A 21,769-nucleotide genomic window follows, 5' to 3' on the forward strand; every position below is an offset into this window, starting at 1 on the left:
AACCAACGATGCAGGAAATTGATTTTTATCTGGTGGATGCCTTCAGCGACAGGGCGTTCGGCGGCAATGCGGCGGCGGTGTGTCCGCTGGAAGCGTGGCTGCCGGATGAGACGTTGCTGAAGATGGCGAAGCAGCATAATCAGTCAGAGACGGCGTTCTTTGTCCGAACGGATAACGGGTTTGAACTGCGCTGGTTTACCACGCAGGATGAAATTAACCTCTGCGGCCACGCAACCCTCGCGGCTTCTCACGTTATTTTCGAATACCTGGATTATCCGCATACGGAAATCACCTTCACCACGCGCTTTGTCGGCGAACTGACGGTACAACGCAGCGGCGACTGGCTGACGCTTAATTTCCCGGCGTGGTCAACCGAGGTTGTCGATACTCCACCCCCAGTGCTGTTCAGCTCGCTGGGCATTAACGCGGCAAAAGAGGTGCGTGCAGGGCGCGATTACATGGTGGTGCTCGACAGCCAGCGGCAGGTGGAGGCGCTGACGCCGGATATCACAGCCATGCTCCCGCTGGGGAAAATGGTCTGCGTTACGGCGCCGGGGGATGAGTATGATTTCGTCAGCCGCTTCTTCTGCCCGGGGGAAGGGGTACCGGAGGATCCGGTGACGGGGTCAGCGCACAGCATGCTGATCCCGTACTGGAGCGAAAAGCTTGGAAAAACGCAGATGTCGGCCCGCCAGGTCTCCTTGCGCGGCGGGGATCTGCGCTGCGAGCTGAAAGGCGACCGCGTGCTGATTGGCGGGCAGGCCACGCTGTATATGAAGGGGAAAATTTTCCTTCGTCTCCAGGATTACGGTCATCATTAAAAACTATGACGCCGGTATACAGGGCGGGCGGTATGTTGAACGAAAACGACAAGGAGCCTGCCATGTATTCTATTACCGCTGAATCCGCCCATCATCCAGATATTCTCGCCCTGATTACGGCGCTGGACCGTTATCAAAGCGTTCTCTATCCCGCGGAAAGTAATCATCTGCTGGATTTAACCGAACTGCCGGACGACTCGCTGATCCTGATGATTATTCGTGACACTCAGCTTAACGCTGTCGGGTGTGGCGCTGTTGTTTTGAACGGGGACGGGACCGGGGAAATGAAACGGGTCTATATTGATCCAACCCATCGCGGGCAACGGCTGGGTGATAAATTACTGGCGGCGCTGGAAGATGAAGCCCTCAGCCGCTGCTGCCACACCGTCCGGCTGGAGACGGGGATCAAACAACATGCCGCCATTCGTCTGTATCAACAGTGTGGATACGAACGGCGCCCCGCGTTTGCCCCCTACAACGAGGATCCGCTGAGCCTGTTTATGGAGAAGACACTGGTGGCTGACGTTCGTTTAGCAGCCCTATAAACGCCTCAAGCTGGCGGGTCATCGCCCCGCGTCGCCACACCAGCCAGGTGGTGAGCCAGCGCCAGTTTTCCGCCAGCGGCCACGCCGCCACCTGATGATGCCCCGGCATGCTCTCCAGCATGGAGCGGGGCATCAGCGCAATGCCTGCCCCGGCAATCACGCAGGCGAGCATCCCGTGGTAGGACTCCATCTCGTGGATCCTTCCCGGCGTTACGCGGTCAGCATGAAACCAGCTCTCCAGATGACGCCGGTAGGAACAGTTGGCGCGAAAGGCATAAACCTCGCTACCGCTCACCTGCGTGGCTTTTGACACTTCCGCATGGCCCGCAGGGGTGACCAGCATCATCTCTTCCCGGTAAACCGGCATTCCTTCCAGTTCGGGGTGTGAGAGCGGCCCGTCGACAAAGGCGGCGCTGAGCGTCCCCTCAAGCACACCGTCAATCATCGTACCGGAAGGCCCGGTGGATAACGCAAACTGAATGCGCGGATAGCGCTGATTAAACCGCGCCAGACTTTCCGGAATGCGTACGGCGGCGGTACTTTCCAGCGCGCCGAGTGAGAATAATCCCTGCGGTTCATCCCCGGCGACGACCATTCGCGCTTCGTCAACCAGCGCCAGGATCTGCTTGCTGTAGCGCAGAAAATTGTGCCCGGCGGGGGAAAGCCGCAGGCGCTGATTCTCGCGAATAAACAGCTCCACACCGAGATCCGCTTCAAGCTGTCGGATGCGGGTGGTGAGGTTTGACGGCACGCGGTGTACCTTCTGCGCCGCCTGGGTAATGCTGCCGGTCAGTGCGACGGCGTTAAACATCTCAAGCTGTGTTAAGTCCATACCGTTCTCGATTCGTGAACAAGGTGGTGAGTATTATTCACTTTTAAGAAATAGCAGATTGAGCCACAATCAATCAACTGTTATTACATGGAGAACTTCATGACGTATTCATCTGCTACCCATGCCTACTCTGTCAACCCGGCTACCGGCGAAACGCTGGCTGCTTACCCGTGGGCAACGTCCGGTGACGTTGAGCGTGCCATTGCGCAGGCGGATACCGGTTTTCGTCAGTGGCGACGCGAAAGCGTGGCGCACCGGGCGCAAAAACTTCGCGATCTGGGTGCGGCGCTGCGTAGCCGTGCGGAAGAGATGGCGCAGACTATCTCCCGGGAGATGGGCAAGCCCATTGTGCAGGCGCGTGCGGAGGTGGCTAAGTCCGCCAGCCTTTGCGACTGGTACGCTGAATACGGCCCGGCAATGCTGCGCCCGGAATCTACCCAGGTCGACAATGCGGTGATTGAGTACCGTCCGCTGGGGCCTATTCTGGCGGTGATGCCGTGGAACTTCCCGCTCTGGCAGGTGCTGCGCGGTGCGGTGCCGATCCTGCTGGCAGGGAACAGCTATCTGCTTAAACATGCGCCAAATGTGCTCGGCTCGGCGGAGCTGATCGGGAAGGTGTTCGCGGATGCCGGTTTCCCGGAGGGGATCTTTGGCTGGGTGAACGCGACAAATGACGGCGTCAGCCAGGCGATTAACGATCGGCGTATCGCGGCGGTGACCGTAACCGGCAGCGTTCGGGCTGGTGCGGCAATTGGCGCGCAGGCGGGCGCGGCGCTGAAGAAAAGCGTGCTGGAGCTGGGCGGCTCCGATCCGTTTATCGTTCTGAATGATGCCGATCTGGATCTGGCTGTCAACGCGGCCGTGGCCGGACGTTATCAGAATACCGGACAAGTTTGCGCCGCGGCGAAACGCTTTATTGTGGAAGTGGGTGTGGCGGACACCTTTACCCAACGCTTTGTTGACGCGGTCAAGGCGCTGAAAATGGGCGCACCGGATGAGGAAGATAACTATATTGGCCCGATGGCGCGATTTGATCTTCGCGATGAACTGCATCAGCAGGTACAGGCTACGCTGGCGGAAGGGGCGACCCTGCTGCTCGGCGGCGAGAAGCTTGCCGGGACCGGTAACTTTTATGCGCCAACCGTACTCGGCGACGTCACCCCACAGATGACGGCCTTCCGTCAGGAGCTGTTTGGCCCGGTGGCTGCGATTACCGTCGCCAATGATGCGTCGCACGCGTTGCAGCTGGCTAACGACAGCGACTTTGGCTTATCAGCGACGGTCTTTACCGCGAACGATGCGCTGGCTGAAACCTTCTCTCGCGAGCTGGAGTGCGGCGGAGTCTTTATCAATGGCTACAGCGCAAGCGATGCGCGCGTTGCGTTTGGCGGAGTGAAGAAGAGCGGCTTCGGGCGAGAGCTTTCACATTTCGGTCTGCATGAGTTCTGTAACGTTCAGACGGTCTGGAAGGATCGCGTGTAATGTTGTTGCCGGGTAGGGCAAGGCCGCTACCCGGCAATTCACGTTTCCTGTCATTATTTTGCAATGGTTCTGTCATTTTCGTTTCGTAGACTCGCTCGCGTCTAACGTATTGTTACAGAAGAAAATTATGAACCTAACGCAAATTTTTCGTCGTCTTGCGCAGCGCTTTTTTCCTCGTCAGTTTGGCCTGCTGACCGGTATCTTTTGTATTATCGGCCTTTTCTCCGCCCTGCAACTTTCATCCTCCTTCCTGCTTACTGCCTCCCTGAATCAAGCCCAGCGTAACGAACAGCGCAATCAGCTGGCCTGGCAGCAACAGAGCAGGCTGGATCAGGCGCGTATTTCGCTGCTTGCGGCGAGCGATCTGCTCAACCGCTCCGGGGTGTACTTTATGCAGGATAAAGAGACCGGTTCGGAAGGGAGCTGGCATAGCCTGATGGACGAGGCGCAAAAATCCCTGGCGGCGTCTCAGCAGGCATGGCAAGCCTGGCTCGCGCTTAATCCTCCGCAGGACGAGGGGCTTGTTAATAGCTATCAGCTGTTCTTCGGTGCCATTAGCGAGCAGGCGGAAGGGCTGGTGAAAACCAACAGCATCGACCTCTTTTTCGCCGTACCCGCCCAGGCGTTTCAGACCGATTTTAATGACAACTTTGCACGTTATCAGCAACGGAGTGAGAAGCAGGCGATACAGGGGCGTCAGTCGCTCATGGAACAACTCTCAGGCCTGCAACGGCTGTTCCTGTTTGCGCCGCTGGTGCTGCTGGCTATTGCCATTGCCGTCTGGTTTGCAATGGCGAAATGGGTGATATCCCCGCTACGCCGTCTGATTGTCCATATTAACCAGCTTGCGGCAGGGGATTTGTCGGGAATACCCCCTGACGTTGTGCGTTTTAACCGTGAAATCAGCCAGCTCAGCGGCAGTATTACCGCCATGCAGCGCGGGCTCCAGCAACTGGTGACTCAGGTCAGCGAGGCCACGACCTCTATGGTCGAAAATATCGGGTCACTTGCGCAGGGGAACCAGAAGCTTTATCAGCAGTCCACGCGACAGGCCAAAGAGCTGGAGGAGGTGACCGCGCATATCGCCGATCTCGAAACCCACGTTGAGGGGAACACGGGTTATGCAAAACTCGCCCGCTCGCGCGCGGATGAAGCCCGACAGGCTGCCGTCGGCGGGGAGCAAATGATGACAGCGGTGAATGGCTCGATGCAGACGATCGTCGACCGATCCTCAGAGATGCGTGGGATCGTCGCCATGATCGACAGCGTGGCGTTTCAGACCAATATTCTGGCCCTCAACGCTGCCATTGAAGCCGCCCATGCGGGAGAACAGGGTCGCGGGTTCGCGGTGGTCGCCCGTGAAGTGGGGCTGCTGGCCAGAAAAAGCAGTCACTCTACGCAAACCATCCAGTCGCTAATTAACCACTCGCTACAGGGCATTGAAGAAGGTTCTCAGGTGGTAAACCGTCTGGAAGAAAATCTCCAGCAGGTCACCGGGCTGGTGGCCAATCTGAGTGGCCTGCTGAATGATATTTCGCTGGCCACTCTAAATCAGGGGGAAAGCATTCATCAGATGACGCGCCAACTTCAGGCGCTGAATCAGGTATCGCGTCAGACAGATGTGCTGGTTAGCGAAGCGTCGAATGCCTCTGAGCGCCTGCATCGGGAGTCAGATCTTTTGTTGCAGGCCGTCTCGCGTTTTCGTCTCCCTGCCTGACGTGACGTATAAGCCTCTGTTATACTCGCAGCCCGTTTTAGCCTGAGGGCAAGGAGCAAAGTGTGGCTGCGGTCATCCATAATGAGATGCTGGACGAGATTCTGGCGCAGGTTCGTCCGTTACTGGGGCAGGGTAAGGTTGCCGATTACATTCCCGCGCTGGCCTCGATCAGCGGTAATAAGCTCGGCATCGCCATTTGTACTGTCGACGGGCAGCGTTTTCAGGCGGGAGATGCACTGGAGCGCTTTTCAATTCAGTCGATCTCAAAAGTGCTTAGCCTCGTTGCCGCCATGCGCCAGTATGACGAGCAGGAGATCTGGCAGCGGGTGGGCAAAGATCCCTCCGGTCAGCCCTTCAACTCCCTTCTCCAGCTTGAAATCGAACAGGGTAAGCCGCGCAACCCGTTTATCAACGCCGGGGCGCTGGTGGTGTGCGATATGCTGCAAAGCCGTCTGAGCGCGCCGCGCCAGCGTATGCTCCAGATTGTGCGTCAGCTTTCCGGCGTGCAGGACATCGCCTACGATCCGGTGGTAGCGCGCTCTGAGTTTGAACACTCTGCACGTAACGCCGCCATCGCCTGGCTGATGAAGTCCTTCGGCAACTTTCATAATGATGTCGCCACGGTTCTGCAAAACTATTTTCATTACTGCGCCCTGAAGATGAACTGCGTTGAACTGGCGCAGACTTTTCTGTTTCTGGCGCATCAGGGCCATGCCCCGCATCTGGACGAGGACGTTGTCTCCCCGATGCAGGCCCGGCAGATCAACGCCTTAATGGCAACCAGCGGAATGTATCAGAACGCCGGGGAGTTTGCCTGGCGCGTGGGGCTGCCGGCTAAATCCGGCGTTGGCGGCGGCGTTGTGGCCATTGTTCCGCACGAGATGGCGATTGCCGTCTGGAGCCCGGAACTGGACGAGACCGGCAACTCACTGGCGGGCGTCGCGGCGCTGGAACAGCTGACCAAACGCCTTGGACGGTCCGTATACTGATGTCCACGTTAGATCCTCTGTTCACGCGCCTGGCTCGCTCCACGTTTCGTTCACGATTTCATTTAGGGATGAAAGAGCGGCAATACTGCTGGGATAAGGGCGCGGACACTATCGATAAGCATGCCGCTGATTTTGTCGCCGCGCGGCTGGCGCCTGCACACCCGGTGAATGACGGTAAGCAGACGCCGATGCGCGGCCATCCGGTTTTTATCGCCCAGCATGCCACGGCAACCTGCTGCCGGGGCTGTCTGGCTAAGTGGCATGCTATCCCGCAGGGCGTGCCGCTGAGTGCGCAGCAGCAACAGTATATCGTCAACGTGATCCATCATTGGCTGGTCATTGAGGTAAATCGTGCCTCCTGAACTGACAATGTCTCTGTTTAAGCTACGCTTTTACTAATGCTCAGCGTCAGGAGACGTCATGAAAGCACCTCTAATTCCCGTGAATGAAACGGAGCGCATGAATGCGCTGCGCGAGTCCGGTCTGCTTGAGATCGACAATTATCCCGCGTTTGATCGTCTCACGCGGCTGGCAACACGCTTTTTCAGGGTGCCGCTGGCGATGATTACGCTGGTGGATGACCACGCTGCGATCGTGAAATCTGCCGACGGGCGGGCACTCGCCAGCCAGCCTCGCGATCTCTCGTTTTGTGGTCATACGATCCTGGGTGACGCGCCGCTGGTGGTGGCTGACACGCTGCTGGACGAACGCTTTGCGGATAATCCGCAGGTGGCGGGAGATCCGGGCGTGCGCTTTTATGCCGGTTTCCCGCTGCGTTTACGTGACGGGGCGTGCGTAGGATCGTTGTGTCTCATTGATTACGCACCGCGTGAGTTTACCGCGGCGGATTCCGCCGTACTGGCCGATCTCAGCGCGCTGGCAGAAGATGAATTTGCAGCCGTTAGCGCCGCCACGACCGATGAACTCACGGGCCTGTTTAACCGACGCGGGTTTAACCAGTTTGCGCAGTTTGCACTGTCGGTTTCGCAGCGTAGGGCAGAACCGTTAACGCTTGGCTGGCTGGATCTGGACCATTTCAAAACCATTAACGATCGCTTCGGGCATCAGGAGGGCGACAAGGCCCTGAAAGCGATGGCCGCCCTGATGCGCTCCTCATTCCGCGAGGCCGATATGCTGGTGCGTTTCGGGGGAGATGAGTTCGCGGTGCTGTTTGCGGATACCGATGAGCCTGGCGCCTGGATCGCCATGCAGTATCTTGTCGAACAAACGGAGAAGTATAACGCGCGTCAGCTGCATCCCTGGTCGTTACAGTTCTCCTGGGGGCTGAGCGAGTTCGATCATCACCGCAACGATATGCAGGCATGGTTAAAACACGCGGATGCGCAAATGTACGCCATGAAGCGGCAACATCACGGCGAAAAATGACATAACGAAATCCTATGTCATCACTTATTGCGTAACAAAAATGTTAATAGCAAAGTGGAGAGATTCAACCTAAGGACGCGCAATGAACTCTCCCATGCTGATTAAACCTCTCTCCCGACAGGACATCCTCAGCCACATTGATGCCCTGAGCGATATCCTCGTCAACTGTGTAAACGGCGGCGCCTCCGTCAGCTTTATGCTGCCTTTTTCTCCCGAGAAAGCCCAAACCTTCTGGCTCGGCGTCGCAGACAGCGTCGGGCGCGACGAGCGTACCGTCCTGGGCTGTTTTGAAGCGGAGCAGGGGCTGGTTGGCACGGTCCAGCTGATCACCGACCAGCCGGAAAACCAGCCGCACCGCGCAGATGTCGCGAAACTTCTGGTACATGAGAAGGCGCGCCGTAAAGGTGCGGCAATGGCGCTGATGGAAGCCGTGGAGGCGGTTGCGCGTGAAAAAGCGCTTACGGTGCTGGTGCTTGATACCTCGACCGGCAGCGGCGCGGAGACGTTTTATCAGAGAGCGGGCTGGCAAAAGGCGGGGGAGATCCCACGCTACGCCCTGATGCCGAACGGGGACATGACGGCGACCTCGGTGTTCTATAAATTTCTTTGATATTTTTCACCATCGCGTCCTGAGTTGATCCAGACAGGGGTTCTGGTCCTGAAGTTTTGATAAGTTATCACACCAATCTTATCAGGCTGTATGACTAATTATAAAGGACCTCCATTGTGAACACACTCAACCGTCGTGATTTCCCCGGTGCGCGCTACCCTGAACGTATCATCCAGTTTGGCGAAGGTAACTTCCTCCGCGCGTTCGTTGACTGGCAAATCGACCTCTTAAACGAGCATACCGATCTCAATGCAGGTGTGGTGATTGTACGGCCGATCCAGAGTGATTTTCCGCCGTCGCTGAGCACCCAGGATGGTCTGTATACCACGATTATTCGTGGTCTGAATGAGGAGGGGGATGCGGTAAGCGATGCGCGTCTTATTCGTTCCGTGAATCGTGAAATCAGCGTCTACAGCCAGTACGATGAATTCCTGAAACTCGCCCATAATCCGGAGATGCGGTTTGTCTTCTCCAATACCACGGAGGCGGGGATCGGCTATCACGCGGGCGATAAGTTTGACGATGCGCCAGCTGTCAGCTATCCGGCCAAACTGACGCGTCTGCTGTTCGAACGCTTTACCCACTTTAACGGGGCTGCGGATAAAGGCTGGATCATCATTCCTTGTGAGCTTATCGACTATAACGGCGATGCCCTGCGTGAACTGGTGCTGCGCTATGCACAGGAGTGGGCGCTGCCAGCGGCATTCATTGCGTGGCTGAATAACGCTAACACCTTCTGCTCGACGCTAGTTGACCGCATTGTTACCGGCTATCCGCGTGATGAGGTGGCAGAGCTGGAAGCCGGGCTGGGCTATCACGACAGCTTCCTCGACACGGCAGAACATTTCTACCTGTTTGTTATTCAGGGGCCAAAATCACTTTCAGCTGAATTGCGCCTGGATAAATACCCGCTCAACGTCCTGATTGTTGACGATATCAAGCCTTATAAAGAGCGTAAGGTGGCGATCCTCAACGGCGCACACACGGCGCTGGTTCCGGTCGCTTTTCAGGCCGGGCTGGATACGGTAGGGGAAGCCATGAACGACGGGGAGATTTGCGCGTTCGTAGAGAAGGCTATTTATGAAGAGATTATTCCGGTCCTGGATCTGCCGCGCGATGAGCTGCACTCCTTCGCCAGTGCCGTAACGGGGCGTTTCCGTAATCCGTATATTAAGCATCAGCTGCTGTCGATTGCACTGAACGGGATGACCAAGTACCGCACCCGCATTCTGCCGCAACTGCTGGCAGGGCAGAAGGCGACCGGTGAACTGCCAGCACGTCTGACCTTTGCCCTGGCGGCGCTGATTGCATTTTACCGTGCCGAGCGCAACGGTGAGCGCTATCCGGTGCAGGACGATGCGCACTGGCTTGAACGTTACCAGCAGCTGTGGACGCAACATCACGACAAACAAGTCACTACCCGTGAACTGGTATCGTCGGTGTTAAGCGTGAGCGAGCACTGGGAACAGGATCTCACTCTGGTGAACGGACTGGTAGACCAGGTTGCGCAGGATCTGGAAGCAATTTTAAGCAAAGGCATGCGCGAGGCGGTGAAACCGCTCTGCTAATCATAATGCCCGGCGTTTGCCGGGTTTTTTACAGACCATTATTAGTTACAACATACTATACGTCCTTTTTTTAAAAAAGCACAGGCAGCACCGTGCGGTCAGGGCTTAACAGGTCAGAAAATGCAATGAACTATTAACATGCTTGCAACCGTGATGAGGATCACGTTTAATAGCCGCGCTCTTTACTTTTCTGAAGCTGATTATGATTGTTCGTCCTCAACAGCACTGGCTGCAACTGATTTTTGTCTGGCATGGTTCGGTACTTCCCAAAATTTATACCCGACTGCTGCTTAACTTCCTGCTTTCCATCGCCGTGATTGTCATGCTGCCGTGGTACACCTCGCTGGGTATCCGCTTTACCGTCGCGCCGTTCAGCATTCTGGGCGTGGCTATCGCCATCTTCCTGGGATTTCGCAATAACGCCTGTTATTCGCGCTACGTTGAGGCGCGTCTGCTTTGGGGGCAGTTGATGATAGCGGCGCGCTCGCTGTTTCGCGAGGTAAAAAACACCTTGCCGGATGATAAACATCTTGGAGAGTTTGTACGCCTGCAAATCGCCTTTGCTAACTGTCTACGTATGACCCTGCGCCGAGAAACCAATGCCGATCAGCTGTCCCGCTATCTGGCTCCAGACGATTTACGCAAAGTGATGGATGCCAACTCGCCGGCGAACCGTATCCTGCTGATCATGGGGGAGTGGCTGGCCGTGCGGCGGCGCAGCGGGCACCTTTCAGACATCCTGTTTCACAGCCTCAACAACCGCCTGAACGATATGTCCATCGTGCTGGCAGGCTGTGAGCGTATCGCCAATACGCCAGTCCCGTTTGCCTATACGCTGATCCTGCACCGGACGGTGTATTTGTTCTGCATCATGCTGCCGTTTGCGCTGGTTGTTGATCTGCATTACATGACGCCCTTTGTCTCTGCGCTGATTTCCTACACTTTTATCTCGCTTGATACGCTGGCGGAAGAGCTGGAAGATCCGTTTGGGACGGAAGATAACGATCTGCCGCTGGACGCCATCTGCAACATGATGGAGCGCGATCTGTTGCAGATGAACGATGAAGAGAACATCCCTGAAAGGCTAATGCCGGATAAGCATTATCAGCTGACCTGACGGGCATTCCACTCGTCGCGGGTGATTTCCCACAGCTCCGAATCCAGCAGGCCGCTGACATAGGCTTTCTTCTCTGTCCTGATGAGTCGCATGCCGCTGCTGTCTGAAATACGTCGGGAGCGGCTGTTGGCCGCCGCTTTCGGCGCGCGTAACACCGCTTTGTTAAGCGTATTGAACCAGTAATCCGTTGCCGCGATACTCGCCTCACGCATATATCCCTGGCCCTGAAATTCCGGCGCGAGCCAGAACCCCCTGTTGTTGTCCTCCACGTCATACAGGCAAATCAACCCCATCAGTTCGTCAGGCGCTTCGCGACGGCGAATCGTCCAGAACCACGCAATCCCTTTGGCCATGTCGGGCAGTGCAACGTTGTTAACATAATTTTCTGCACCGTTTTCCGGGTAGGGCCAGGGGACTGAAGCCACCATATAGCGGACAATTTCCCAGCGCGGATAGCGTTGCTGGATCTGGACGGCATCGGCGGCAACAAGGGGTTTAAGTAATAAGCGTTCTGTCGTAAGCGTGGGTATCGTCATCCGGTGATCTCCATATTTGAGCGTTATCATTTGTTTGGGTTCTGATATTTCATCAATATCACATTCCAGTTGGTCGTGCTTTTGTTATTCAGATTTATCCATAAAGGAGTATGTAATGCCAAGAAAAGCCAGGCCCGAAGAAGCCGAAACACTCTGGCACGTCCGTAACGAAGCGATGCGCCATGGCTGTAAAATCTGTTACGACGCAGAAGTGATTGCGCGCTGGACGTCAGAAAAGATGCCTGAACATTACCGTACCTCCAGGTCGATTTCGTGTTATAGGCCTGCCCATGCAGGAGCTGAACTGCTCCCAAATGGAGCTACGGTTTACGAAGTTCAATAGCTTATTTACATTTGCTTACATAAATACACTTTCTTTACATTAAGTAATGTAAGATATTTTTTTAGCACAAAATGCAAAACTAAATTAAATGGAGATGATTTATGTCGAATATAAGAGCATTACGCCTTAATGAGATAGCATTAGTAAGTGGCGGCAATGGAAGCGGTAATTATGAAGGTGCCGGTAGTCGTAACACCAGCTCTAAATCTGGTAATTCAAAAGGAAACAATGGCTCTATTTACAAGGGCGTTGACTCATGCGGCGCAGGAATCATCGGTGGTCTAATCGCCGGCTCTCCTGGGGGGGCAGTGGGTATGACCGCTGGGGTAATTGGTGGAGCTATAGCTGGCCAGTGCACAAAAGATAGTTTTTCAGATCGTGGTAGTAAAGATAAAAGTAATAATTACAACGGCCCCGGACAATGCCGTTGGTAAGTAATTTGAGTTGTGTGTGATAATAATTTAAAAGCTCATTATAACTGAATGTTATTCTAGGTGTTTCGATATTTAATGATTATTCGAAGTAGTCATGATGAACTATTATTTTTGATAAAGTTAATGTAATCACAAGTATCGGGTTAAGCATGAAACAATTTTTAAATTTCCTAATTTACTTATTTTTTTTCATTATCGCATTTACCCTTTTGAAATACGCTGAAGTTCTTGAGTTTGACGAAGTATCACGGCCAGGGATTATATCAAGGTTTCTTATTGCGTTGATTGTATTAATAGCAGTAACTCGATGGGGCGTTAACTTGATGAATAGGTTTAAAAGTAAATAAAGTACACTCCGATAAAAATTGTTGTGTTGCAGAATGGAATCATTACAAATGTTCACTGAAGTTAAAGTGCATGATATCAAAAAATGGTTACGATATCATAGCCATATTTGTTGATTCTTATATAAAATATGAATTAATAATAGGTTGAACATGATAATCTTTAGGCATGTCTATCCATTCATTTATAGTAAGAAAAACGTAATTGTTCTTTTATTGCGTCTGTTATCTCAATAATAATTACGTTATCGCCATCCATAACCCTCCGCTATCTTACTCTCGATGTGTCATTTTTCTTATTGTTTATTGCGGAATTTTCAATTGCAATTTTCTTGTATATTTTTTACTTAAGGAAGTTGGATGGTTTTAAATTACGCCCAAGTAGAGATTTAACTTCAATAAAATTTTCTATTGTTGTGTTGTTTGTCATTTTGCTGGTTCAGTATAATGTTTATCTTTACAGGGATAATTTATATCATTATGGACCTTCCCATATTAGTTTTATAGCATTTATAATAGCCACCTTCGTAGTCCCATATTATGAGGAGATTATATACAGGGGCTGTATCTTCGGTGTTTTCCACTCAATTTTTAATAAAAAGTATATTATCCCATGTATATTGACTTCATTGTCTTTTTGTCTAATGCATGGACAGTATTATAACATTTTAGATCAATCCATTCTTTTTTTGGTGTCAATATTGCTATTAATAGTTAGAATAAGAAGCAGAGGGCTTTTTTATCCTATTATAATTCATTCGTGCATGAATGCTTTTGTTTTGTCGTTAAATTTTTGAAGGGTATTTGGGATATGAATATCTTCAGGGAAGAGGCTTTAAATCATCAAACAGATTCTAATTATGGTGAGATTGTCTTACCTGCGTCATTCGGTTTATCAGTAAGCGCACTCACAACGTTATTCATATTTCTGTGCCTGATACTCTTTATTCTTTATGGTAGCTATACACGTAAGGCTCACCTTTCCGGAATCGTTATGCCCTCATCCGGGCTGGTAAAAATCACTCCTCAATATGCTGGCTACGTAACCAAATTGACCGCCTCAGAAGGTCAACACATTATTGCCGGTGAGACTCTTTATCATATCAGCGGTGAACATTTCAACGAACAGGGGGCAGGTACACTCGCTGCTATAAGACTTTCCCTACAAACTCAGTTTACAATGCTGACTTCTCAACAGACCCTGGAATTGCGTGACAACAGTCAGCAGCAGCATGCCATACAACAGCAAATAGTTTCCCTGAAACCTCAGGTTAAAAGTGCAGAAAAGCGTCTGTCACTTGCCGTGCATCAGGCTGCGCTGGCCGTGTCTGTTATGGAGCGCTATAAGAAACTTGCTGATACGCATTACGTATCAGATATCGAATACCAGCAGAAGCAGATTGACGTTTCAACGTCACAGCAAAACGTTGAGGATCAGCGTCAGGGGCTTCTGCAACTGCACACCGCGATGGAGGCTGCTAAAGACGACCTTGACCATCTCATCGTTCAGGGTGAAAGCCGGAAGGCTGAAATGGACAGGCAGTTGCAGGTTATCAGGCAACAGCAGGACGAACTGGCAGGTAAGGAAAATTTCACGCTGACTTCACCGGTATCCGGAACCGTTGCTGCCGTGCTGGTCAGACAGGGACAGTCTGTCAGGGCATCTGAACCTGTCATGACCCTCATTCCCGACAATGCCCGTTTGCAGATAGAACTCTATGCTACCAGTCAGAATGCTGGCTTTATTCAGGCGGGGCAGCGTGTTGCCCTGCGGTTCTCTGCCTTCCCCTATCAGAAGTTTGGTGTGCAGTACGGGACTATCCGTGAAATAAGCCATACAACGCTGACATCTTCTGATTTACTCTCCGTATCTCCTGTGACCTGGAAGGAGAATGAAGGTCATTACCGCGTCATCGTTGAACCTGAAAATACTTTTATTCTGGCTTATGGGAAACAGGAAGCCCTGCGCCCCGGCATGGTTCTTGAGGGGGATGTCAGCCTGGATACCCGCAATTTGTGGGAGTGGCTGACTGAGCCGCTCTGGAGCCTGAAAGGAAAGCTGTGATGGATACACTCAAATGGACCGGGAGAAAACAGCTTCCTCTCACCCGACAGACAGAGTCAGCGGAATGTGGTCTGGCATGCCTGGTCATGATGGCCTGCTGGCATGGTCTGCAAACAGACTTACCCACACTGCGCGAACGTTTCAGTATCAGCTCACAAGGGATGACCCTGCAGAGACTGACTGAATGTGCGGCCGGTATCGGATTATCCAGCCGGGCAGTTCGGCTGGAGCTTGAGGACCTAAGATCCCTTTCTCTCCCGTGTATTCTCCACTGGAACATGAATCATTTTGTTGTGCTACATAAAGTTCGCGGAAGCAGGCTGGTTATTCATGATCCGGAAAAGGGAAAAGTAACGCTCTCCCTACAGGATGCTGGAAAACATTTCACCGGCGTCGCGCTGGAGCTGATGCCAGCCAGTGATTTTACCGCTCGGGATGAAAGGAAAAAAATCCATCTGCGCCAACTGACAGGTAAAACACCGGGTCTGTTGTCGGCAATGTCGCGAATTATCGTTTTTGCCGTGGCACTCGAAATCCTGACACTGGGAAGCCCGCTTCTCAACCAGCTGGTGATTGATGAAGTCCTGGTGGCTGCCGACCAGAGTTTGTTGACCGTCATTATTATTGCGCTTCTGCTGATGTCACTGACCCAGATGCTGCTGTCACTGGCCCGCCAGTGGGCGAGTATTACACTGTCCGTCAATTTTAACATGCAGTGGACAGCACGGGTTTTCCATCATCTGGTCCATCTTCCTCTGGCCTGGTTTGATGCACGCAGTAAGGGGAGTATTAATGCTCGTTTTGAGGCGGTAGATATCATCCAGCAGGCGCTGACTACGCAAGTGCTGGAAGGTATTCTGGATGTGTTGCTCGTGGTGACTGCGCTTTGCATGATGCTGCTGTACAGTCCTGAAATGACATTGATCGCCGTACTTGCAGCCATTTTCTATGGTGTGTTGAGGGCACTGTGGTATCCGTCCCTTCGACAGTCGGCAGAAGATGCCTGGGATGCAGGTGCCAAGGAGTCCGGGCATTTTCTTGAAACACTCAACGGGATCCTCAGCCTGAGAATTAACGGTGTGACGGCACATCGTGAGGCCGCCTGGCTGAATCTCAACGTTGCCCGCAGAAATACGCAGTTGCGTCAGAGCCGTCTGCTGATGTGCTATGACATTGCTCACACTCTTACCGGCAGCGTGGTATCAGCAATCATTTTGTGGAAAGGCGCCGGGGAGGTATTGAATGGTACCTTCACCGTCGGCATGCTGGTTGCTTATTTATCCTATCAGACGCGTTTTTCTTCCAGTATCAGTAGCCTGACTGATAAGTTTTTTTCCTGGCGTATGCTCGATGTTTACAACGAACGACTGGCTGATATTGTACTGACCCCGACAGAAGGCCTTCAGCAACAGCCTTTTCGTGAGCATAACAACGCTTCGCACATTCCTTCTGTATCCCGCAGGGAGATGGATGAATATGCTCATGCTCCTCTAGTACTTGAGCACATCATCTTCAGCCACAAGGGAGGGGAAAATCCGATAATCGGCGGGGTGTCGCTGACACTCAATCCCGGAGAAGTCGTTGCCATTACAGGTAAATCCGGATGCGGGAAAACGACACTGGTGAAGCTTATCCTTGGGATCCACATCCCTGATGAGGGCAGGATCAGGGCATTTGGCATATTGCATACGCATCCGGATTATTTTCAGGTTCGTCAGCGTATCGGTACCGTACTGCAGGATGACCATCTTTTCAAAGGTTCTGTAGCAGATAACATTATTTTTTTCAGTGATGACCGAAATTATGAACGAATGATCCAGTGCGCAAGACTGGCACTTATCGACAGCGATGTTATGGCAATGCCGATGGGGTATCAGACGCTGATTGGTGAAACCGGCGGAGGGCTTTCCGGAGGACAAAAACAACGCATTCTGCTGGCAAGGGCGTTGTACAAGAAACCGGGATTCCTGTTACTGGATGAAGCGACCAGCCACCTTGATGTTGAGAGTGAAATCCGGATAAGCCAGACCTTACGTCAACTGGGGCTTCCTGTTCTGCTGATAGCCCATCGCCCGGAAACCATAGCCTCTGCAGACCGGGTTTTGTATCTGGCAGACGGCTACTTAACGGAGCTGAATCTCCAGCATACAGTCAATAATGGCGAGTCTGTTTGTGAATATACTAATGACGTGATGGCAAAAAATTAACCTTAACGTACATAATTTTCGATATCCAAACTTACCCCTATCTGGAAGATCTATTTGTTGACGCTGCCGAACGTGGCGCAGGGGCGGGTAAAGCGCTTATCGACGCCCTGATCGATGAGGGTAAGCGGGAAGGGTGGTCAAAACTCTACTGGGTAACCCGCATGCACAATCCGGCGCGTAAGCTGTATGACCACTATGGTGAAGCCGACGATTACGTCCGGTACCGAATCACCCCTTAACCGGGTTTGTATCACACTGTATCTGCGTCTGTGATACATACACAGGTATGCAATAAAACCGCATCCGCACACATCCTTTATACAAACGCATGGTGTTATATCTCCGTCAACTGAACTCACCCGGAGATAACATCATGTTTAACAAACTCGCATACTCAGCAGTCGCCCTGACCGTTTCGCTTGGCACCGTGATGTCCTGTCAGGCGGAAGCGATGGGCAAGGATTACGCGTCGGCCTTCAACCAGGTAAAACAGATTAACGCTGGCGATCTTAACGTCGGTTATGTCGATATCGGGCCGAAAGAGGGGCAACCGGTGATCCTGCTGCATGGCTGGCCGTACGACATTCACAGCTACGCTGAAGTGGCCCCCGCGCTGGCCGCGAAAGGGTATCGTGTCATTGTGCCGTCCCTGCGCGGGTACGGCACCACGCGCTTTATTTCTGATAAAACGCCGCGAAACGGCCAGCCTTCGGCAATGGCGAAAGACATCGTCAACCTGATGGACGCCCTGGATATCAAACAGGCGGTGTTTGCCGGTTATGACTGGGGTGCACGTACGGCGGATATCGTTGCGGCGCTCTGGCCGGAACGGGTGAAATCGCTGGTCTCGGTAAGTGGCTACCTGATCAGCAGCCAGGCGATTGGCAAACAGCCTTTACCGCCGAAGGCAGAAGTTCAGTGGTGGTATCAGTTCTATTTCGCCACGCCGCGCGGGGCGGAAGGCTATGCTAAAAATACGCACGATTTTGCCCGGCTGATCTGGTCCCAGGCTTCGCCGGACTGGAAATTCAGCGATGCCACCTTCAATGCCAGCGCCAAATCCCTCGATAACCCGGACCACGTTGCCGTCACGCTCAGTAATTACCGCTGGCGTCTGGGTCTGGAAAAAGGGGAGCCTAAATTTGACGCCTATGAACAAAAACTGGCGACGCTGCCGAACATTACGGTGCCGACCATCACCATTGAAGGCGGCAATAACGGGGCGCCACACCCTGCACCTGCGGCCTATGCCGGGAAATTTACCGGAAAATATGAGCACCGTACTTTCGGCGCAACGGTGGGCCACAACCCGCCGCAAGAAGATCCGCAGGACTTTGTTAAAGCCGTTGTCGACGCGGATAAGCTCTGATATGTGCTATTTTCAATCCGTTACCTCTTAATCAGGAGCCTGCGGTGGAGCATATTGATCACATCCTTGTCGTCGATGACGACAGGGATATTCGTGAACTGATTGTCGATTACCTCGTGAAATCCGGCTATCACGCCTCTGGTGCGGCGAACGGAAAAGAGATGCGCATGGTGCTCGACAAACAGCATATCGACCTGGTGGTGCTGGACGTGATGATGCCCGGTGATGATGGCCTGACGGTGTGTCGACAGCTGCGCAGCAGCAGGCATAAGGATCTGCCGATCCTGATGCTCACCGCGCGCAACGAGGACATGGACCGGATCCTGGGGCTGGAGATGGGCGCCGACGATTATGTGGTAAAACCGTTTGTGGCCCGCGAACTGCTGGCGCGTATCAAAACTATCCTGCGCCGTTTTCGTACTATGCCGCCTAATCTTCAGGTGACCGAGGCAGGGCGCCTGGTGGTGTTCGGTGAATGGCAGCTGGATACCGTGGCGCGTCATCTGATTGATAACGAGGGGATGGTTGTGGCGCTCAGCGGGGCGGAATATCGCCTTCTGCGTGTATTTCTCGATCATCCTCAACGGGTGCTGACCCGCGATCAACTGCTGAACCTGACGCAGGGACGTGATGCCGAGCTGTTTGAGCGTTCGATTGATCTCCTGGTGAGCCGCGTGCGACAGCGCCTGAATGAAGATGCCCGCTCGCCAGCCTACATTAAAACCGTTCGCAGCGAAGGCTACGTTTTTACTATGCCGGTGACCATCGTCGAGGCCAATGAATGACGCTGTGGCCCCGCACCTTACTGGCCCGGCTGCTGATCATTGTGCTGCTTGGACTCTTGCTGGCTAACGCGCTCAGCCTGACGCTGGTCATGGTTGAGCGAATGCACAGCGCGCGCACGGTTATGCTGGTCAATCTTGAGAATGACGTGGCGACCAGCGTGGCCATTCTCGACCGGCTTCCGGCCAAAGAGCGGCCAGAGTGGCTGGAACGGCTCGGTCGCGGTAATTATCGTTATATCCTTGGTCCCGGCGAGGCAGGCGCTGCGCCAACGGACAAGCGCTCGCGGGATGCGATTCGCACCCTGAAAGAGACGCTTTCAGTTCAATATCCGCTCCAGTTTACGGCAGTGCCGGGGCCTGTTTCCCACATTCAGGCCCATCTGACGCTCCGCGACGGCGCACCGCTCACTATCGATCTGATCCCGCGCATGCCGCCAGTCGCCAGCTGGTTACCCTTGGTGCTGGTTCTTCAGTTGTTACTTGTCGCGCTCTGCTCCTGGATTGCCGTGCGCCAGGTTGTCCGGCCTTTCCTGCAATTCACGCGCGCGGTTGATTCCCTCGATCCTGCGGCCCATTCTCCTATGACTGAAAAAGGTCCGGTTGAGGTGCGACAGGCGGCGCAGGCTTTTAATGAGATGCAGTCGCGGATACAAACTTATCTGCGTGAACGCGCGCAGATTCTGGCGTCCATTTCTCACGATCTTCAGACGCCCATCACGCGTATGAAGCTGCGGGTCGAAATGGCGGATCAGCCCGAACTCCACGATAAGTTGTTGAGCGACCTGGATAATATGTCGCGCCTGGTACGAGAAGGTATTGCCTATGCCCGGTCATCAGAATCACTGAAAGAGACCACGCTTAAGCTGGAGCTGAACGCGTGGGTTAACAGCATCGCCAGTGATTATCAGGACATTGGTAAAAACGTGCAGTTTCATGCACGCAGTACACGTCTGCCGATCGTCACCCGCCCCCAGGCATTGCGCCGGGTAATGACCAATCTGCTGGATAATGCGCTCAAGTTTGGCCATAGCGCGGTAATAGAGATTGATGAAGATGAAAGGCAGGTAGCGATCCGCATTATGGATAACGGCCCCGGCATCCCGGAGGCAGAACTGGGGGCGGTGTTACAGCCGTTCTACCGGGTTGAAACGTCGCGCAACCGCGAAACGGGCGGCACCGGGTTAGGCCTCGCCATTGCCGCGCAGCTCACCGCCCAGCTTGACGGGAAATTGCATCTTGCAAACCGGGCAGAGGGCGGGCTGGCCGTAAGCGTGACTCTTCCGCGCGTTTAATTGTACGCCTGTGTATCTGCGCGCCGTGCGGATACGAAGGCAGACAAAATTCAGTTTTTTGCACACGGCCTGAACACATTCGCAGGGTGAAATGACCTCACTGCACCTTCGCAGCAACTGTATCGTGAGGTCGTTATGTTTCTGATAATCGCTTTTTTAGGCGGCATGATTAGCCTGCTCAGTCCGTGCACACTTCCCGTTATTGCTCTGCTGTTCGCTGGCTTTCAGGGGCAGCGCAAACACATTCTGGCGCTTCTGGCGGGAATGATAGTGATGTTCACGTTTGTGGCGATGGTAGTAACGGTTGCCAGTGACTGGATCGCTGACGCCACCGTTATCGGTCGCTGGATTGCGCTGCTGGTACTGAGCATTGCCGCCCTGGCCCTGATCTTCCCGCAGTTCGCTCAGCGCATTGCCAGCCCGGCGGTCAGCGCGGGGAACGTTCTTAACACCCACAGCGTTCAGCGACACGGCATGTTTTCGGCTTTTCTGGCAGGGCTGGCCGTTGGACTTCTGTGGTCCCCCTGTGCAGGACCGATTCTCGGGGCGATCTTCGGCATTAACATTACTGGCCACTCGGCCATCGCAACCGGAGCGCTGTTAGCCGCTTACGGCAGTGGGTGCGCGTTGATGCTGGGGCTGCTTGTCGCGGGGGGCCGTAAGCTGATAACCCCTCTGAGAGCCAAATCCGCATTGATGGAGCGTCTGCGTCAGGGCGCAGGGGTGATGATGTTAGCCGCCGTGGCTTTCAACGCCTCAGGAATGACGTCGGTCCTGAAAGGCGCCAGCGGTATTACCGACCAGCTGGAAAACGCTCTCTTGAGCCTTGCGCAACCAACCTCCACGCAGGTGAAACTGCGACCGATCGCTGACGCAATGCCGAGCAGCCAGCTACCGACATTAAGCGGCGGTACGGGCTGGGTAAACGGTGACCCTGTCACGTCTAAGGCCTTGCGGGGGAAAGTTGTGCTTATCGATTTCTGGACCTGGGACTGTATCAACTGCCAGCATACCCTTCCGCATGTTCGAGACTGGGCGAAGAAATATGAGTCACAAGGTCTGGTGGTGATTGGCGTCCACACCCCTGAATACCCCTGGGAAAAGCCGTTATCATCGGTGAAAAACGCGGTCAACGAATGGCAGTTGCCGTACCGCGTAGTGACGGATAATAACTACAAAATCTGGAGCGCGTTCGGTAATCAGTACTGGCCAGCACATTACTATTTCGATGCGAAAGGGCAACTGCGTTACACCTCGTTTGGCGAAGGCAACTACGACAAGCAGGAGGCTGTAATTCAGCATTTGCTCAAGGAAGCGCGTTCCTGAT

20 protein-coding genes and 1 pseudogene are annotated in these 21,769 nt (G+C 53.6%); 19 read left to right on the top strand and 2 right to left on the bottom strand.

The window, feature by feature from the left end:
* Positions 1-8: 8 nt before the first annotated feature.
* Positions 9-821, top strand: a complete 813-nt coding sequence (locus tag L2Y28_RS10745; protein ID WP_022648108.1) for a PhzF family phenazine biosynthesis protein — start codon at positions 9-11, stop codon at positions 819-821.
* A gap of 62 nt (positions 822-883) precedes the next feature.
* Positions 884-1,366 (top strand): GNAT family N-acetyltransferase, encoded by a 483-nt coding sequence (locus tag L2Y28_RS10750; RefSeq protein WP_032622224.1) that lies wholly within the window; start codon positions 884-886, stop codon positions 1,364-1,366.
* Here the strand turns inward: L2Y28_RS10750 and L2Y28_RS10755 are convergent.
* A complete protein-coding gene (locus L2Y28_RS10755; RefSeq protein WP_022648110.1) occupies positions 1,320-2,198 on the bottom strand; it encodes a LysR family transcriptional regulator in 879 nt (292 codons plus the stop codon). The genes L2Y28_RS10750 and L2Y28_RS10755 overlap by 47 nt on opposite strands.
* A gap of 99 nt (positions 2,199-2,297) precedes the next feature.
* On the opposite strand from L2Y28_RS10755, the gene sad reads away from it, so the two are divergent.
* From sad to L2Y28_RS10795, 8 genes are all read left to right on the top strand, one after another.
* Positions 2,298-3,680 (top strand): succinate-semialdehyde dehydrogenase, encoded by a 1,383-nt coding sequence (gene sad, locus L2Y28_RS10760; protein WP_022648111.1) that lies wholly within the window; start codon positions 2,298-2,300, stop codon positions 3,678-3,680.
* Between the two features lie 127 nt (positions 3,681-3,807).
* Positions 3,808-5,397 (top strand): methyl-accepting chemotaxis protein, encoded by a 1,590-nt coding sequence (locus L2Y28_RS10765; RefSeq protein WP_022648112.1) that lies wholly within the window; start codon positions 3,808-3,810, stop codon positions 5,395-5,397.
* A gap of 86 nt (positions 5,398-5,483) precedes the next feature.
* A complete protein-coding gene (glsB, locus tag L2Y28_RS10770; RefSeq protein WP_198921372.1) occupies positions 5,484-6,386 on the top strand; it encodes a glutaminase B in 903 nt (300 codons plus the stop codon).
* Positions 6,386-6,748, top strand: coding sequence for a DUF4186 domain-containing protein (locus tag L2Y28_RS10775; RefSeq protein WP_022648114.1), 363 nt, complete (start codon positions 6,386-6,388; stop codon positions 6,746-6,748). Before glsB ends, L2Y28_RS10775 begins: the two co-directional genes overlap by 1 nt.
* A 58-nt stretch (positions 6,749-6,806) precedes the next feature.
* Positions 6,807-7,772, top strand: a complete 966-nt coding sequence (locus L2Y28_RS10780) for a sensor domain-containing diguanylate cyclase (RefSeq protein ID WP_022648115.1) — start codon at positions 6,807-6,809, stop codon at positions 7,770-7,772.
* Positions 7,773-7,854: 82 nt separating this feature from the next.
* On the top strand, positions 7,855-8,382 hold the full coding sequence (locus L2Y28_RS10785; RefSeq protein WP_022648116.1) for a GNAT family N-acetyltransferase: 528 nt from the start codon (positions 7,855-7,857) through the stop codon (positions 8,380-8,382).
* A 116-nt stretch (positions 8,383-8,498) separates the two neighbouring features.
* A complete protein-coding gene (locus L2Y28_RS10790; RefSeq protein ID WP_022648117.1) occupies positions 8,499-9,950 on the top strand; it encodes a tagaturonate reductase in 1,452 nt (483 codons plus the stop codon).
* Between the two features lie 202 nt (positions 9,951-10,152).
* Positions 10,153-11,067 carry a bestrophin family protein gene (locus tag L2Y28_RS10795; protein WP_003857155.1) on the top strand — a complete coding sequence of 305 codons (915 nt, stop codon included), beginning with the start codon at positions 10,153-10,155 and terminating at the stop codon, positions 11,065-11,067.
* Here L2Y28_RS10795 and L2Y28_RS10800 read toward each other — a convergent pair.
* The gene (locus L2Y28_RS10800) at positions 11,055-11,603 is read right to left on the bottom strand and encodes a GNAT family N-acetyltransferase (RefSeq protein ID WP_023300104.1); all 549 of its coding nucleotides are present in this window, start codon (positions 11,601-11,603) and stop codon (positions 11,055-11,057) included. The genes L2Y28_RS10795 and L2Y28_RS10800 overlap by 13 nt on opposite strands.
* A 444-nt stretch (positions 11,604-12,047) precedes the next feature.
* Here L2Y28_RS10800 and L2Y28_RS10805 point away from each other — a divergent pair, with 444 nt between their 5' ends.
* The 9 genes and pseudogenes from L2Y28_RS10805 to L2Y28_RS10845 all read left to right on the top strand — a co-directional run bounded on the left by L2Y28_RS10805 (position 12,048) and on the right by L2Y28_RS10845 (position 21,768).
* Positions 12,048-12,380, top strand: coding sequence for a hypothetical protein (locus L2Y28_RS10805; RefSeq protein ID WP_236919591.1), 333 nt, complete (start codon positions 12,048-12,050; stop codon positions 12,378-12,380).
* 760 nt (positions 12,381-13,140) lie between these two features.
* The gene (locus L2Y28_RS10810) at positions 13,141-13,521 is read left to right on the top strand and encodes a CPBP family intramembrane glutamic endopeptidase (RefSeq protein WP_176486262.1); all 381 of its coding nucleotides are present in this window, start codon (positions 13,141-13,143) and stop codon (positions 13,519-13,521) included.
* 14 nt (positions 13,522-13,535) lie between these two features.
* Positions 13,536-14,789 (top strand): HlyD family secretion protein, encoded by a 1,254-nt coding sequence (locus L2Y28_RS10815; RefSeq protein ID WP_032622229.1) that lies wholly within the window; start codon positions 13,536-13,538, stop codon positions 14,787-14,789.
* Positions 14,789-16,996 carry a peptidase domain-containing ABC transporter gene (locus L2Y28_RS10820; RefSeq protein ID WP_022648122.1) on the top strand — a complete coding sequence of 736 codons (2,208 nt, stop codon included), beginning with the start codon at positions 14,789-14,791 and terminating at the stop codon, positions 16,994-16,996. The genes L2Y28_RS10815 and L2Y28_RS10820 overlap by 1 nt, the downstream gene beginning before the upstream one ends.
* Positions 16,997-17,034: 38 nt before the next feature.
* Positions 17,035-17,235 (top strand): annotated as a pseudogene (locus L2Y28_RS10825) (GNAT family N-acetyltransferase); the annotation flags it as partial.
* A 134-nt stretch (positions 17,236-17,369) separates the two neighbouring features.
* Entirely contained in the window at positions 17,370-18,365 is a 996-nt protein-coding gene (locus L2Y28_RS10830; RefSeq protein WP_022648123.1) for an alpha/beta fold hydrolase, read from the top strand.
* A gap of 44 nt (positions 18,366-18,409) precedes the next feature.
* Positions 18,410-19,150 carry a response regulator gene (locus L2Y28_RS10835; RefSeq protein ID WP_022648124.1) on the top strand — a complete coding sequence of 247 codons (741 nt, stop codon included), beginning with the start codon at positions 18,410-18,412 and terminating at the stop codon, positions 19,148-19,150.
* Positions 19,147-20,442: an ATP-binding protein gene (locus L2Y28_RS10840; RefSeq protein WP_022648125.1), complete on the top strand. Its 1,296-nt coding sequence runs from the start codon at positions 19,147-19,149 to the stop codon at positions 20,440-20,442. The genes L2Y28_RS10835 and L2Y28_RS10840 overlap by 4 nt, the downstream gene beginning before the upstream one ends.
* Positions 20,443-20,577: 135 nt before the next feature.
* Complete coding sequence (locus tag L2Y28_RS10845) at positions 20,578-21,768, top strand: cytochrome c biogenesis protein/redoxin (RefSeq protein WP_022648126.1); 1,191 nt, start codon at positions 20,578-20,580, stop codon at positions 21,766-21,768.
* Position 21,769 lies beyond the last annotated feature (1 nt).

The sequence above is a fragment of the Enterobacter sp. JH25 genome (assembly GCF_021725435.1).
Taxonomy (GTDB): domain Bacteria; phylum Pseudomonadota; class Gammaproteobacteria; order Enterobacterales; family Enterobacteriaceae; genus Enterobacter; species Enterobacter intestinihominis.